Raw genomic sequence first — 15,321 nt, forward strand, 5'->3', positions numbered from 1 at the left:
TTAGGTCGCCTATTTTCGCTTACAATATTCGCATTCGACTGTTTGCAAATAACTAACCTTATTGGAGTGATCCCGATGAAAATTCGCCAATATCGGAAAATCAAACGCGAGCTTCCGGTCGATTCCTCACAGTTGGATCAGGAATACTACACCGAGGGGTCAGTGCATCCATATGCAGAAGTGTTATGCTTCAAGAAGGGAGAGGCCTCGCTCCAGTTTCTTGATGTCACATTTTCGATATCGACCGAAAAGGCGACGTTATTTTTGATTCCTCCATACACTCCGCATCATTTGACGATCGGCTCTGGAAGTGTTAGCTATTGGTACTTCCTACTGGATATTGACGATGAATCATTGCTGAGCCACGAGGCATGCCTCATGTGGAACAGGCGTCAATGTGCCAAGGAGTGTTCCGGCGAAGAGCAGCGCTTGATCAGCCAACTGCTCGACACCATCGATCATGATCTGAACTGTTCATTTCTCCAGCAGCTTCCTTCGTATTTGGGGATTTTGACTGCGAATTTGCGCAAGCTGCTCTTAATCGTTGAAGATACGATTACTCTCTGGATTCATACATCCGAGAAAACTGCCGTTCAACAAGACCAATTATTTATTCAGGAAGCGCGTTTATTGGATCTGATGCGGTATATGGAGTCCTGTTTCAAAAAACCGCATACGCTGGAAAGCTTATCAAGTTACCTCCATCTTGCTCCTTCCTACTTGATACGCCAGTTCAAACTGATATCTGGTATCACTCCACTCCATTACTTGCAGCATCTACGATTGTCAGCGGCCGCATGTCTGTTGGAAAACAGCACAATGTCGATAACAGATATAGCTGAAGAAGTCGGTTATACAACTCTCCATCACTTCAGCGAGTCTTTTAAGAAAAAGCATGGAATCAGCCCAAGCAAGTGGAGACGGGAAAGGATGCAGTAGCAGTCATGCAAGTATTCATTATTTTTGGACCTGGTGTTAAGTCTTCATACACATCAGTTCATCATGTTATTGCCTTCTCGTGACTGATCTTTCTGAATTTCGAAAGGATATTGTCGATCTCAACAAAGCACGTGCCTGATATCACCCCTTAATTAAAAGTGCATTGGTAACCTAAGTACATTGGTGCGCACTTATGCCAATTAAGGATACAATAGTCGCACTCAATTGTATTTATGTATCATTGACTATGCTTCGTTGCAAAGTTCCTTCAAAACTCGCCAATTCAACTTGGATGTTACGAAAAATTGCCTTTAGCGAAAAAACTCCAATCCCCTTATATGGGGATCGTTTTTTTTGTGAAATCAATTTTGCTGTCCGGACAACATCGATTACAACACGTACCCTTGTAGGGGATGAACGATAGAAGATTTTGGACGGAGGACTAACAGACAGTTATGCCATGTTGCGGAGGTCGGTCCTTCTGAGCGAAACTCGACCTCTGCCCTTCATTTGTTAAAGCTATTTTCCCCCTTTCCCATTTCAAGGCAATTTTCCGCAATAAGCAAGCCATAAGGAGTCATTCTACAACGGATTTCCCATGAATCCAAGTCAACTTTACATAAATACATTTGAAAGCGCTTGATTTAAGATAAGTGGGGAGTTAGCCAGCGCATATTGAATGCTGGGAAAAGAGGTCGAGACGAATGACAGTACAGCATATGCGCAAAGAAAATAATGAGAGGAGGTCAGAGCGATCATGCGCGGCAAACCCGGGCGAACATTGAGTTTGGAGGGAAGCTCCGATTAGCGTGGTGAACGGGTATGCGTTTCGAGAGCCTGTCCTGAAACAGTTACAACGAGGGACTGACGCTGCAAGCGCAAGAGCAAAAGAAAATCGCCAAGGCGGTTACAGCCGCTCTCAATGCAGTGGAAGGCAAGTTCTGAGAAGACAAGCGCAGCTATGGGATTGACTGTATTCGAGCGCACCTTCAGACGATTAGCGAGACGGTGACCGAGCTGCAACTGCTGGTGATGAACCCCAAAAAGATTCTGGTATCTTTTTTGTATCTATTGCTTCGGTCGTGTGTCCGAGACTCGTATTCCACTTGCCAGTATTATCGTAAATTGCTATCGTTCAGTATGCCCTATATAACAAGGAAAGAAGGGAATTATTGATGAAGTTGAATAAACGCTTTCTCTTGCTGTTAATACTTGCATTGCTCTTGGTGACGACGGCTGTACCCATGAAGCACAGTATCTTAGCTGCAGGAAATTGGGAAAGTCAGGTCTACGACGCCAATGCGCCAGGCCTGGAGACGAATCCTATGAAAGGGCTTATGCCGTTCTCTTGGGTCAGCAATAACGGCAATACCTCTTTTCCGCACAGTCTGGAGTGGTTCTATGTTCCGCTCAGCGACCTGATGACGAACTACAATTCGTTTGACTGGGCCGCGATTGACAATCAATTGAACGCCATTGCAAACAGGGGAAATCACGCTATCTTTCGTGTATATCTGGATTACCCAAAACGACCGATCGGTACGCCTCAGTTTCTAATTGACGGCGGTTTGCTGATGCGAAGTTATACCGATCATGGGAATACGACGAGTAAAGCACCGGATTGGAATGACGGCAACCTCATTTCGGCATTGGAGAATTTTATCGAAGCCCTGGGCGCCCGCTATGATGGGGACAACCGAATCGCGTTCGTTCAAGTGGGGCTATATGGTTTCTGGGGGGAATGGCATACATCACCGTACCAACCGGGGGAGAACACTAACGGCGACGATTGGCGAATGAACAGCACGAACCGGGACCGGTTACTAACGGCATACAAGGACAGTTTCAACGAAACGCAGGTATTGCTTCGCGATCCGCTGGGAACAAGCGATAGTACTCTCAAAAATTACTTTGGATACTTCGATGATTCCTTCGCCTATGAAACTCTTGGGCCGAAGACCTGGCATTTTTGGCTGAAGATGCAAAGCAATGGCTTGACATCTAATTGGCAGACCCATTCGATGGGAGGTGAAATTCGTCCCGCAATTCAATCCACAATCTGGGATGAATGGCCAAATACTTCTGGACAGGATTGGACCACTTCCGTTCAAACAACGCATGCGTCCTGGATGGCAGATAATTGGGTTTTCGAGAACTCGCTGACAAGCACGCAGTACAACAATGCCATGCGAGCGCACAAGATGCTAGGATATGAGTTCTACGTTTCTTCCATTCGAATGCCGAATGTAAGCACGAATGGCACTTTGACGCTTGAGCTAAAAATCAAGAACACAGGTATCGCTCCCTTCCCCTATAACTGGAAAGCTGAAGTGAGTGTCATTAACTCTTCCAACCAATTGGTAGTTTCACCGTGGGGGGATATCGATGATTGGAACCTGAAGGACATTCAGCCTGACGGAGCAGACTACACTCGCTCGCTTTACAAATCGGATCATGGCTTACAGCCTGGAGATTATAAGATGGTGATGCGATTTGTTAATCCGCTGCCTAATGGTAAAGCATTGAAGTTTGCAAATGAAAAGCAGGACTGGAATTGGGAAGGCTGGCTGACGCTGGGATCCTTCACCGTAACGGATGAGGTGGCGTTGGATGAAGAGTCTCCGACAATTCCCGGTCAGCCGACCGCTGTGGATATTCAGCAAAACCGGCTGCAGTTGACTTGGAGCGCCGCTACGGACAACTTCGCGGTGTCCGGTTATGAAGTGAATGTAGACGGGACGATTGTAAGCGACAGCAGCTTGCTTGATACAGAATACTCGCTGAACGGTTTGCAGCCAGACAAGGAATATACGATTACTGTGAGAGCGCTTGACGCAGCCGGCAATCGCTCAGCGTATAGCGCGCCGCTGGTCGTAAAGACGCAGGCGGATCTGGATCCGGATCCTGTAGGTGCGCTGAGGCTGGAAGCGGAAAGCTTCTCCTCATCCACGGGCCGCGTTCGCGCCTTCAAGAACGAGCTTACGAAAGGAGCGGGTGGCAACGGATTGGCCGGCTGGACACAGAACGGGGATGTGATCGCATTCGCTCAGGTGGACTTCGGAGCGGGTTATAATCAAGTTGCCGCACGTTATGCCACCGAATACGACGGCAGCAGCCTCGAGATTCGTACCGGCAGCGCGGATGGGACGTTAATCGGGACGATTGCGATGCAGCGAACGGGCGGATGGGCTGCGCCAGGCTCCTGGAAGGCCGAGAGAATCGACTTGTCCACGCCGCTGAAAGGCGTGCAGGACGTCTACGTCATCTTCAAAAATACGACGGAAAGCGGCGTAAGCGATCTGGACTGGGTCCGGTTTACCAACAATCCTCCCGATCCGGGCGGATCTGACGGGACGGGCAGCTTCGGCGGACCTGTGTTGCCGCTGCTCCCGGCGCCTGTCGTCAAGGATGCCGTGATCGAGCTGCAAGGACGATTCGAGGGTATGGAAGCGAATGCAGTAGTCCCCGATCCGGCGCTGAAGGAAGCGATCGAACAAGCGATCGCCGGGAAAAGTAAATTCGTTGAGGTGCGGCTGGTGGATGGGGCCGAGCGCTCGGGTGTCACGATTGAGCTACCAGCCGATGCGTTCGCAACCGCAAAGCAAGAGGGATTGCAGGAAATTCGCCTGTCGACCGGGCTCGCTGAGCTGGTCATCCCTGTAACAGCGCTAGACGACACCATGCTAGAGCAGTCGGATCGGATCTCGTTCCGCATCGCGCTAACGGATAAAGCAAAGTGGACTGCCGAGGCTCGGGCTGTGATCGGAGGCGGTTCAGCTTATGAGTTGACCGCCAAGGCAGGGGAACGTTTCATCTCACGTACCAGCGGCGATCAGCCGATACGGATATCCTTGCCATATGCGCTGTCCACCGGACAACACGCAAGCCAAGTTGTTGTCTACCGCTTTAACGACGATGGCAAACCTGCGGTGGTCGGAAGTGCGAAGTATGAGTCGGAGAAACAATTTGCAACATTGCGGACGTATCAGCTCGGTCAATATGCCGTTTCAAACCATGCCATTGGTTATATCGATCTCAACCGTCATGCCTGGGCAGTCGAAGCGATAGAGGCCGTCGCGGCAAGAGGCTGGATGAACGGGGGAGCGGCAGCCAACACATTCGAACCGGCCCAAGCCGTGACCCGCGGCGAACTTGTTGCTGCGCTCATGCGAACGCTTGATCTGGAGGCGTCTAAGACATCGGTCAATATGGGGGATGTGGTAAGCGACTCTCCGTATTATCGGGAGATTGCGACAGCGCTGCAGTTCGGGATCGCCCGGGGCATAGACGGGCAAAGATTCGGATCGGAGCTGCCGATGACACGTCAGGATATGGCGGTGCTGATCCATCGGGCGCTGCAAGTGGCGAAGCTGCCGATCAAGGGCAGCCCGAATGACGCCGTAGACTTCAAGGACGCCGAGAAGATACGACGCTACGCAGCCGAAGCCGTACAAGCGCTGGCTGGCGCCGAATTATTAATAGGAACAGGTAACGGCATGTTTAGTCCCGATCAGCCTGTAACACGAGCCCAGGCGGCGGTTCTTCTGATGCGGATCTCGGAGCTCCATATGAATAATAGCCTCTCGGAAGTAGAAGTCCACAAAAGGGGGATCGAGTAGAGAACATGAGGTGATGAGCTGGAAAAACTGGCTTGGTCCCAATGATCATTCTGGTCCAGATACCAAGCTCAAGATACTGACAGGTCATGATGCCGTAATGGCACATGAACCACTCTCGCGCTTGTTGGAACGTTCGATGGAAGTGCGACGCTTGTAAATGTTCTTCCATGTATTTCGAACCGCGCACCGTGTTTGTAATAAGATGGAGATTTACATGCGCATAGGTATGGTAAGTTCTCCCGTATTTGGCGGTGGAACAACCTCAGCACGGTGAGCAACTCCACTTCATACGGCCTTTGGCTTTCTCAAATCCATTGGGCTTCATCTTGTTCCCATTCGGGAAAATGGGATGCCTTCCGGCGAAAGGTCGATGACGCCGCTAGTCTCTATTGTTTTCTGAGAACGTTTATTGAGGTCAATAAAGGATTCGATGTTCTGATGATGAAGCAGCCTGTAGATGGCTTCCTCATCATAGACGGCATCAAGAAGCATTTTATCGACCGTTCGCAAGGTGAATCGTTGCCTAAATAAGGGCCGCACTGATGACTGACGGAATCATGTCTGGATGCAGGATGAAGTCTCGGGTATAAAGGCATATCGTATGGACTATCCGCCGCCGATACCATGTATAAGTGGTAGCCGTTGTAAAACAACTCTCTGGCGCTGTCCCAGCCTGAGTCGCAGTCGGGCTGGGAGTATAAACGATAATGGTCGCATTTGTCTATACCGCGGGCGTGACTATCACAAGTAGGTTTGCTACGGGGATAAGCTGAAGTGACGATAAGTGTGCTATCACCGGCTGTGGTAAGCGTGGAGATGTCCCCGAGCAAACCTAAATGAGCAGAAACCGAGAGAATCTGCTCTTGTAAGAATTGAAAGAAGTGTATCGCCATACAATAGAGGAGGCGTATGCCAAGCTCTGTGAATAAGAGACGGCATACGCCAACCAATATGAATATAGGGAGTAACGGCGAAATAAATCGTGAGGCCCCGCTGCCGATCCATGTCCGCGAGTACACGAACGACATCGCTTTCTTCAATAACCTCGAGATTTCGGGCGGTAGCGTCGAGCAGGATCTGCGTGCAAATTTGGTTCACGACGCGTGGAAGCCCTTGGCTCGCTGCGAAGATGTTGCCGAGCGCACTTTCGGCGAAAACAGGCTTCTCCGTTTGGCTTACGGTCATGTGGTGCCGGATATAGACGCTCGTTTCATCTTTGTACATGCTGCCTAGATGATACTGCATCCCGACGCGCTAGAGGGTCGCTTCATACTTTTTGAGTCGAAGCAGTTTGCGCAGCTCCGGCTGACCGACAAGGATGAGCGTAAACAGGGCTGGCGAGTCCATATTGTAGTTAAGTGCAAATCTCAGTTCCTACAACATAGCCTCTCTTATCTCATGTGCTTCGTCAATAATAACGGCTAACGTTTTTTCTCCTGGCGCAGACCGACTGCGCACCACCTTGCTATAGCTTTCGTGCATTGGACACCGTGTAGATTGGGTCCACGCCAACGTCTTCAAGCAGCCCCACATAAAACCTGCGCGATTTCTGATTGGCGCAACACAGATAGATCGGCAAATACAGCATGGGATCGAGCAAAGCGAACAAGCGCCGAATCAAAGTGGACTTGCCGCCGCCCACCTCGCCCGTTAGTACGCCGAGAGTTCGATGCATAATCATCAGGTCCAATCGGGCGGCCGCTTCCTTATACCCGCTGAACGCATAATAGAGTGTTGGATTGAGTTCTTCGCTAAAGGGCCTCTGCGGCGTGGGAGGAGTTTGCAGGACCCAATACATGGCGTATCATCCCCTCCCGTCATTGCATAGGAGATCGGCTCACTTGTCCACTGCGCTTGTCGCTTCTGTTCCGCCAGTTCCAGGAAGGCCACTTGTCCGTCCGGTTCCATGACAAGCGGAGCAGTCGGTTCAGGCTTTAGTCGAAGAAACCAAACCGTTAAGTCGGTACGTGTCTTTTCAGAAATCTTACAAACAGTAAGTGTCGTCCGGTGCGTACATTTCTTGCACTTATAAAGCGGATTGTTACGCGTCGTAATGGCATAGCAAGCATCGTGTTGACATTTAGGGCATCGAAAACCTTCCGACCATTTCATTTTGTACAGATATTCATAGTAAGCCTCTTCGGCAAGAAACTGCTTTTGAAATTATGTGAACGTAATAGCAGGTTGTTTAGCCAAGGCACTCATATCCTGGCTTATGCGAACAGACTTCTCGGCAGGCTGGAATCTGACTACGCTATCATCCAGCGCCTCCGCGAGCAGACCCGGCACTTCTTCAACGTCGGCAACACGCCGTTGCCCGATCTCGCGCAGACCTTCGACTTGACCAGTCAGTTCGACGGCCTGACCTCCCTGCCGGATAATTCCTGAAGCCTTGCTGAACGCTGCCCTTCCAGAATCTGCTCCCTTCCTCATCCAGAATCGCCTTGTATTGCTGACCAGCGATTCGGATCTTGCCGTCGATCGTTTCACTGTTATTGAGCAGCAGTTCTTCCTCCAAATAGTTGAATTCGATTGGTCGCTCATACAGCGGCTTGACGATTCCCCAAGGCAGATATGCGGTTTGCGCAAGCACGGCCACATCCGCGCCGTTCACGCTTGTTCGGACCGACATCCGGCGGACGCTCATCGCGGCGGTCGTCCTGAATCGAATAATAGAACGCATGAGGACTGATCAAGTTACCCCCTCGAATGAACAGCCAGTCCAAATACCTCTTCAGATGTCTGCGGACAAAGCCCAGCCGCTCTCCCGGCCGCACACGCCGAAGCATTCGTTCAGTTTTCTTCTTCTGCCGCGATGTCGAGTGGCATCGGATGAACATTTGCCCATCGTGCTATGAACTCCCGCAATCGCTTTATTATTTCTGGAGCGATATACCTACAAACGACATCCTGACCGGGAATGTGGAAATGCTCCAGCAGCCCGATTTCATCGCTTAATGCGGGATGCCCTGTCAGCGCAATGCCATGAGCCGCACCATTCGGCAAGCGTCTTGAAATAAACGCGGGAGAGGCGGTTGCGAACGGCTGTTTCATAATATGCTCGATCGACGTATCCGACAGCTTACGCACTGCCTGAGCCGAGTCTAGAATCTCTCCGGGCTCTAACTCGATCAGTACGCTCACAACTCCTTGTGTGCAAGGAAACTCCCACAGTTGCAGCCCTCGGCTGGTATATTCGGGATTACGCCGCACAACCATGTCGCTGGCCGAACCTGAAGGATACATCGCTTCATCGTACAGAATGACGCTCATGCCAAGGCGCGCTACTTCGGCGACGGCTGTCTCGACCGACAAGCGCCATGAACTCATCCGACAAATAAGGAATGGAGCGCGGGAACCCCATCCGTGGATGGATCACGAAGCCGCCTACTTCCTTGGCATGGAAGTCATGAATTTGACGAATAATCTCATCTTGGCTAAGCTCATCGTTCCAGAACCAGAACGGAATCGGAGCGAACTCCCCGGGAGAGTTCTCGAATTGCCGTCGAAGTGTCTCTATCAATCATATACCTCTCTCGTCGTTTAAATGAAAGTATGGATTTTTCGGGTATGAGCTGCAGGCTCTATTTTTTACGATTCATTTCCCTGAATTCGCTTGGCGTAATACCTTCCTCTTTTTTGAAAATACGATTGAAATAGCTGTGCTGGTTGTATCCAACGTATTCCGCCACATCCTTGATTTTCGTATCGGTGTCGATTAGTAGCTCCTTGGCCTTCATTAAGCGGATATGCGTCAAATAGTCGATGAAGTTCCAACCCGTCACCTCTTTGAATACTTTGCTTAGAAACCAAGAATTCAAGTTGACCTCGCCGGCGCAAACCTCCAACGACAGATCCTCCATATATTGAGTTTCCAACCTGTGCACAACCTTCTGCACCACGACTCGAAGCCGATGATCCTGCTTCTGGGACAACTCCTCGATAATCGGAACAACTACCCTTTGCTCGAACCAGAGGAAAATTTCCTCCGAGTCTTTCAATTTATACAGATTTTCGTACAAATTCGCGCCTCCGGTGACGAATTCCTCGATCATGCCCGATTGCAGCACATTATGGAAAATCGCGCCAAGCAGCCTGAAAGCCCGTTGTCTGATCATCGCTTCACTGAAGTTGCGTTTATCCGGGATCAAAAAAAAATTCTGCACCAATTGAACCGCATCATCTTGACTCCGTTGCCGGATCGCATGAATAATTTCTTTCTCCAACTCGAACGGATATTCCATATAACTCTGACTGTTCTGCTGATCATCCAGCTTTTTGATTTCGATAATCGGATTGTCTTCTTGCAGGTTCCGGAAGCTTAACGAAATTTTTGTTTCTTCGAATACGCTGTGCACAGACTTTAACGAATCGGCCACACGGCTTATGCCAATCGAGGCATTCAGCTTGCAAATACTGTTGATATATTGGATTAACTCCTCGCAAAACTCCAGCACACGCTGCTCCATCTGGTGAATCGTCATATCATCGGAGAAGGAGAACAGCAAGCCTAACGACAAATCATGGAAGTTCAATACATCCGTTTCCGTCTCCGAGGACAATAACAATTCTTCGGCGATATTGACCGCCAGGAACGTCACCAAACCTTTATCACCTTCCGTAAATCTGTCCTTCAATTTATTGAAGCCAAGCAGTTGAACAACCGCAATAATAAACCTTTTGCCCGTATGATCCGAACCGAATTGCCGCATCCGATCCTGCAGCTCTTCTTCATGGTAGGCGTACAGATTACCTTGCAGCAATTGCAACATAAAACCTTCCCGCAAATGCGGCAAATGCTGCTTTAAACGATTTTGAAGATGCTCGCTCTCTGCAGACAAATCGTTCAGATGCATTTCTATCAGGTTAAATTCATTGGAAAGTATCTGATTGCCGCCGATTCTGCGGGTAAGCTTCTCTATAGGCGCATAAAGTTTCTTCGATACAACAAGTGTGAGGAAAATCGCAATAACCAATATGACCACATTCAAATAAATAAATAATTTTGAAACAAAAAGGACCGGAGCCGTAATGTTCGTCATCGGCGCAGCCGATACATAATGCCAAACTTCGCCCAATCGGGTAAAGGTATCGTAAGTAATCGTATATTTGATATTCTCATAATGGAACACAAACGGTTCCGGCAGCTCCGAGCGCCGCTCGATTTCTTTCATAATTTCGTTCTGCAGCGCATTCGGCTCGGTTTGATCTTTCTGGCCGAACAGCCAGTACCGACGATCCTGCAGCAGAAATACCGATCCGTCCTCATACGGAGACAACAACATATCCTCCAGCTTCTCTCGCTCCAGGAACACAACAAGGGAACCGATCGGATCGAACAAGTTACGATTGATTGTATGCACCATCGCGAACGGCGCGTACAGCCCTCTATACCCTTCCTCGATGGTCGTCAAATCATGATCCCAAAACATCCTTTGTTTGCTGACCAACAGGCGGGTATACGTCTCCAACAAAGGGGTATCCCCCAAAAATTTATAACCGTTCTCGGTATAAACTGTCGGGCTGGGTTCGTTAAAAAACAACTCCACCCGCCCGATCAGCGGATTGTAGCCGCCCATCAAGCTGAGCGTATTATACAAATCTTTGATCTGGACATAGTCGCGGACGACATCAAGGTTGCCGAACTCCTGCATATTGGTATTTGACGCCCAATTTGCCATCAGCATCTCCAAATCTGAAAACTGATTTTTAATGGTATGAATCGTGTTTGACATATGGTTTTGATGAACGCTCTGCAGTTCCCGTTCGATCTGGGATTTGGTCACGACAAACAAGATGGAGCTGAATATAATGCCGGGAAGACTGGCGATCAACAGAAATACAATCAATTTTTTTTGATAATGACCTCTTATGCGCAACCATCGCAGCAGCCTTTTGCTCCATCGTTTTTCCACCCGCACCACTCCATATGCATTAAAGCTCTTTATTATTTATTATTGTAGCACACACCCTCCAAAATCTAACGACTATTTTCGGAGGGTGCCGGGCTCATTTATTCTGCTATTGCTTCAGATTTTTATACGCTTCTTCGATTTCGGCGATAACCGTCTGCATCTTCGAATCGTTTTTCACTTTTTCAATCAAAGCGTCCCAAGCCGTAATCGACTCGACTCCAAGAATAATTTTGATCTTCAAGTCCGTCAAATCTTTTCTCAGACCCGGCAAATACGTGCGGCCCGCTTCCGATACTAGACTCGTGCCGATCGAAGCGACGCCTGTTTTAGCGCGTTCGTCCTGAATTTGCGCATACAGCTCCTGAGCCTCTTTAGGGAAGGTCAATTTGACCGTGTTTGCATAAGGATCGGCAACATATACAATTTGATTGTATTCGCCTACGCCGTCTTTCTGCTGTTGCACCGAATCAAACACCTTTTCGCCGTTCTCTACTTTATAATGAGTGCCTTCGAGTCCTTGGTGGAGAGCAAATACGTCATCCTCCATCCAGCTGTCGATCATGGCCAAAATCTTCTTCATTTTTTCCTCCGGCACGGTTTTCGGAATGGCGTTTCCGCCGCTGAAGCCCGGACCTTTCGTATTATAGCCGTTAATATTGGTTACCGGGTACAGATTGGTAAACTCAAAGTCGGGACTGTTTTCAACAAAAATGTTGTAATATTCCTGGAACGCTCCCGTTTTCTCTACCCGTGCGCCCGCTTTGCCAGCCGAAAAAATTTCTTTGCTTTGGCTCAGTTGCAGGGACGCAAAGTCTTGCGCGATCAGTCCTTCTTTGTAGGCGCGCGTTACATATTCGATAGACTCGCGCATTTCCGGAAGGAACGCGGAAAATACCAGTTCGCCGTTTTTCTCGCCCCATTCGCCGTTGATGCCCGTAAAGATGGATTCAAAATGAACAAAGTCGCCCATTCCGTCTTCCGTTACGTTCCCGACAAAACCGACCGTATCCTTTTTGCCGTTCTGATCCGGATCATTCTCGGTAAAAGCTTTCAGGACTTCATACAGCTCATGGGATGTAGTCGGCATGCCAAGGCCTACATTGTCGAGCCAGTCCTTCCTCAATACGAAGAAGGACTCGCCTTCGGACGGACGCGGACGCGGAATGACATAATTGCCGCCATTGATTTTCGTCAAATCCCATGCGGTTGCAGGAATTTTGTTTTTAATGTTGGGATAGTCGTCAATATAAGGGGAAACGTCCCAGAACGCTCCCTCCGTGGCCGCTCTCGCAAATACTGCGTTTTGCAACGGATTGGTGTTCGGCACCAGCATCAAGTCGGGAAAATCTCCGGAGGCCAATACAACATTCAATTTATCCTGATAATTTTGTGCAGAGTTCCATTCAATGTTCAGCTTGGTGTTGGTCGCTTTTTCGATCTCCAGCTCCACCGCGTTATCCTTGCTCGGAGGTGTTGCGCCGAAGAAATGGCTCATAATTCTGACCTCGATCGGCTCCTCCTGTTTATTATCATCTTTTCCGGCATCGCTGCCCGCGGTAGCGGAAGGCTCCGTTGTTGCGGTGGCGGCTCCTTTGCTCGTTGTTCCGCTACCTCCGCTGCACGCCGTAACCACAACCGATAATGCCAATACCGTAATCAAGACCAACTTTTTCATTGTACTTCCTCCCCTTCTAAATTTTCTACTCAAATTAAACGCTTGTAAAGATGACTGCTTGCCTTCACGCTTACCCTTTGACCGAGCCAATCATCACCCCCTTGGCAAAATGCTTTTGCAGGAAAGGATATACACAGATGATCGGTGTAATCGCAATCACAACTGCGGCCATTTTTAATTGTGTGCTTGGCGGCGGCTTGATCAACGGATCTACGTCCCCCAAGCTGCTTGATGATGAATCGATTAACATATTCTGCAGTAAAACCTGAATTGGCCACTTGCTGGAGTCGTTCAAATAAAGCAAGGCGTTAAAAAACTGATTCCAGTTGGCGACCGCAAAAAACAAACCAAACGCTGCAATTGAAGGCAAGGACAGTGGTAAAATAATTTTGAACCATGCCGTAATATCGTTGCATCCGTCGATCGAGGCAGCCTCCACCAACGCATCCGGCAAGCTGTCGTAGAACCCTTTCATTAGAATCACATACCAGCCGCTAGTCAGCGATACCAGAATGACGGCCCACAGACTGTTGATCAGGCCAAGCTCCTTCACCAGCAGGTAATTCGGAATGATACCCGGTCCGAACAGGATGGTGAACAGGACAAACATCAAAATCGCTTTTCTGCCTTTAAATTTTTTCCGCGATAAGGAATACGCAAACGAAGAGGTGATGAGCAAACTGCAAAACGTACCGACTATAGCAAGGAATGCGCTCACTCCGATCGCCCGTATAAAGGGCGGCGCCGACAACAAGTAGCGGTAGGACACCAGCGACCACTTCTCCGGCCACAGTACAACTGTCTTGCGTACAAATTCCGCAGGATCGGTAAATGACACAATAAGCACGTAATAAATCGGGAACAAGGTTACAAGGGCCGCCAATCCAAGAAGTATGATATTGGCCGTATTAAATATTTTATCTCCGACACTAATCTTCATCACGTCGCACTTCCTTTCCTAATAAAGTCCTTCTTCGCCAAAGCGCTTCACCAGTCGGTTCGCGATCACAACCAGCACCAGGCCAACAAATGACTTGAATAATCCAACCGCCGTACTGTAGCTGAACTGTCCTTGCTGAATACCGACCCGGTACACGTACGTATCGAATATTTCCGCCACATCGGACACGGCTCCGTTATACATCAGGAAAACTTGCTCGAATCCTACTTCCAACACATCCCCCAAACGTAAGATCAGTAAAATAACAATGACGTTGCGGATCGTCGGCAAGGTGACATGCCAGATTTGCCGGAAGCGATTGGCTCCGTCGATTCGGGCTGCTTCGTACAACTCCGTATTGACGCCGGCGATGGCTGCGAGGAAGATAATCGTTCCCCAACCGATTTCCTTCCAGATCGACTGTCCGGTCAACAGAAACCAGAAGGTGCTCGGGTTGGTCAGGAAATCAACCGTGCCGAAACCTAGCTCATTCAGAAAATAATTGATGATCCCTTCCGATTTGCCGAACAGCATTAGCGTAAGGCTTGCAATGATGACCCAGGACAGGAAATGTGGCAAATAGACCAGCGATTGAATCGTTCTTTTGTAATATTGATTGCTAAGCTCATTAAGTAAAATCGACAAAATAATGGGCAGCGGGAAAAACATCGCAATATTGAGAAAGCTGATCGCTAGCGTATTTCGAAGCATTTGCCAGAAGTCGTCTTCCGTGAATAAACGTTGAAAGTGTTCCCATCCGACCCAAGAGCTTCCCGAAAAGCCGAGGTAAGGAGAAAAATCCTGGAATGCGATCAAAATGCCGTACATCGGCACATACTTGAAAATGATAAAATATAATATCCCTGGCAAAGCAAGAAGATAAAGATATTTGTCACGCGATACTTCTTTCAAGTGTTTTCTGAACTTTCCACCATTCTTTCGTAAAACGTCGCTCTCCACTTTCACCGCTTTTCCCCTGGGGTTTATTTCTTGTCTCAGCATGATCCCTACCACATCCTCGTATTTTTGTTTTTTCTTGTTGAATTTTTTCGTCTTCTTACGTTGACATTAATACGGCATGTACTTGCGAACAATAATATTCTTTTGCAATTGCGGTTATTGCCGCCTTGCACATTTTCAGTGAAGTGATATTTTTTTGGACAACGCCGAAAAAACCTTTGATTTATCAGGTGTTTTGGGATTATCGAATAAAAATACAAAAGACAACTTGCA

General features: G+C 48.7%; 11 protein-coding genes and 1 pseudogene. 3 read left to right on the top strand and 9 right to left on the bottom strand.

Annotated elements, in window-relative coordinates:
- The first annotated feature begins 75 nt into the window (after positions 1 to 75).
- The 3 genes from B1748_RS05140 to B1748_RS37355 all read left to right on the top strand — a co-directional run bounded on the left by B1748_RS05140 (position 76) and on the right by B1748_RS37355 (position 6,791).
- Positions 76 to 939: an AraC family transcriptional regulator gene (locus B1748_RS05140; protein WP_087566770.1), complete on the top strand. Its 864-nt coding sequence runs from the start codon at positions 76 to 78 to the stop codon at positions 937 to 939.
- Positions 940 to 2,114: 1,175 nt separating this feature from the next.
- On the top strand, positions 2,115 to 5,558 hold the full coding sequence (locus tag B1748_RS05145; RefSeq protein ID WP_087566771.1) for an S-layer homology domain-containing protein: 3,444 nt from the start codon (positions 2,115 to 2,117) through the stop codon (positions 5,556 to 5,558).
- A gap of 921 nt (positions 5,559 to 6,479) precedes the next feature.
- Positions 6,480 to 6,791, top strand: a complete 312-nt coding sequence (locus B1748_RS37355) for a hypothetical protein (protein ID WP_256975532.1) — start codon at positions 6,480 to 6,482, stop codon at positions 6,789 to 6,791.
- A gap of 232 nt (positions 6,792 to 7,023) precedes the next feature.
- Here the strand turns inward: B1748_RS37355 and B1748_RS37360 are convergent, their stop codons facing one another.
- From B1748_RS37360 to B1748_RS05185, 9 genes and pseudogenes are all read right to left on the bottom strand, one after another.
- Entirely contained in the window at positions 7,024 to 7,356 is a 333-nt protein-coding gene (locus B1748_RS37360; protein ID WP_256975533.1) for an ATP-binding protein, read from the bottom strand.
- Positions 7,239 to 7,688, bottom strand: a pseudogene (locus tag B1748_RS37920) (transposase); the annotation flags it as partial. The pseudogene B1748_RS37920 and the gene B1748_RS37360, both read right to left, overlap by 118 nt.
- Positions 7,689 to 7,851: 163 nt before the next feature.
- Complete coding sequence (locus tag B1748_RS05160) at positions 7,852 to 8,205, bottom strand: hypothetical protein (protein WP_143810246.1); 354 nt, start codon at positions 8,203 to 8,205, stop codon at positions 7,852 to 7,854.
- 146 nt (positions 8,206 to 8,351) lie between these two features.
- Entirely contained in the window at positions 8,352 to 8,873 is a 522-nt protein-coding gene (locus tag B1748_RS05165) for a hypothetical protein (RefSeq protein WP_087566774.1), read from the bottom strand.
- Entirely contained in the window at positions 8,809 to 9,081 is a 273-nt protein-coding gene (locus B1748_RS36320; protein ID WP_143810248.1) for a hypothetical protein, read from the bottom strand. Before B1748_RS36320 ends, B1748_RS05165 begins: the two co-directional genes overlap by 65 nt.
- A gap of 61 nt (positions 9,082 to 9,142) precedes the next feature.
- Positions 9,143 to 11,473 (bottom strand): helix-turn-helix transcriptional regulator, encoded by a 2,331-nt coding sequence (locus B1748_RS05170; protein ID WP_087566775.1) that lies wholly within the window; start codon positions 11,471 to 11,473, stop codon positions 9,143 to 9,145.
- Positions 11,474 to 11,579: 106 nt separating this feature from the next.
- Complete coding sequence (locus B1748_RS05175) at positions 11,580 to 13,148, bottom strand: extracellular solute-binding protein (RefSeq protein ID WP_087566776.1); 1,569 nt, start codon at positions 13,146 to 13,148, stop codon at positions 11,580 to 11,582.
- Positions 13,149 to 13,218: 70 nt separating this feature from the next.
- Positions 13,219 to 14,088, bottom strand: a complete 870-nt coding sequence (locus B1748_RS05180; protein WP_087566777.1) for a carbohydrate ABC transporter permease — start codon at positions 14,086 to 14,088, stop codon at positions 13,219 to 13,221.
- Positions 14,089 to 14,106: 18 nt separating this feature from the next.
- Positions 14,107 to 15,090 carry an ABC transporter permease gene (locus B1748_RS05185; protein WP_087566778.1) on the bottom strand — a complete coding sequence of 328 codons (984 nt, stop codon included), beginning with the start codon at positions 15,088 to 15,090 and terminating at the stop codon, positions 14,107 to 14,109.
- Between the last annotated feature and the right edge of the window lie 231 nt (positions 15,091 to 15,321).

Source organism: Paenibacillus sp. MY03, from assembly GCF_002165585.1.
Lineage (GTDB): Bacteria > Bacillota > Bacilli > Paenibacillales > Paenibacillaceae > Pristimantibacillus > Pristimantibacillus agaridevorans.

What these genes read in the sequence shown, in the direction of transcription:
- B1748_RS05145 (WP_087566771.1), top strand. Translation starts at nt 2,115, where the DNA reads ATGAAGTTGAATAAACGCTTTCTCTTGCTGTTAATACTTGCATTGCTC.
- B1748_RS37360 (WP_256975533.1), bottom strand. Translation starts at nt 7,356, where the DNA reads ATGTATTGGGTCCTGCAAACTCCTCCCACGCCGCAGAGGCCCTTTAGC.
- B1748_RS05185 (WP_087566778.1), bottom strand. Translation starts at nt 15,090, where the DNA reads ATGCTGAGACAAGAAATAAACCCCAGGGGAAAAGCGGTGAAAGTGGAG.
- B1748_RS05180 (WP_087566777.1), bottom strand. Translation starts at nt 14,088, where the DNA reads ATGAAGATTAGTGTCGGAGATAAAATATTTAATACGGCCAATATCATA.
- B1748_RS05140 (WP_087566770.1), top strand. Translation starts at nt 76, where the DNA reads ATGAAAATTCGCCAATATCGGAAAATCAAACGCGAGCTTCCGGTCGAT.
- B1748_RS05175 (WP_087566776.1), bottom strand. Translation starts at nt 13,148, where the DNA reads ATGAAAAAGTTGGTCTTGATTACGGTATTGGCATTATCGGTTGTGGTT.
- B1748_RS05160 (WP_143810246.1), bottom strand. Translation starts at nt 8,205, where the DNA reads ATGAGCGTCCGCCGGATGTCGGTCCGAACAAGCGTGAACGGCGCGGAT.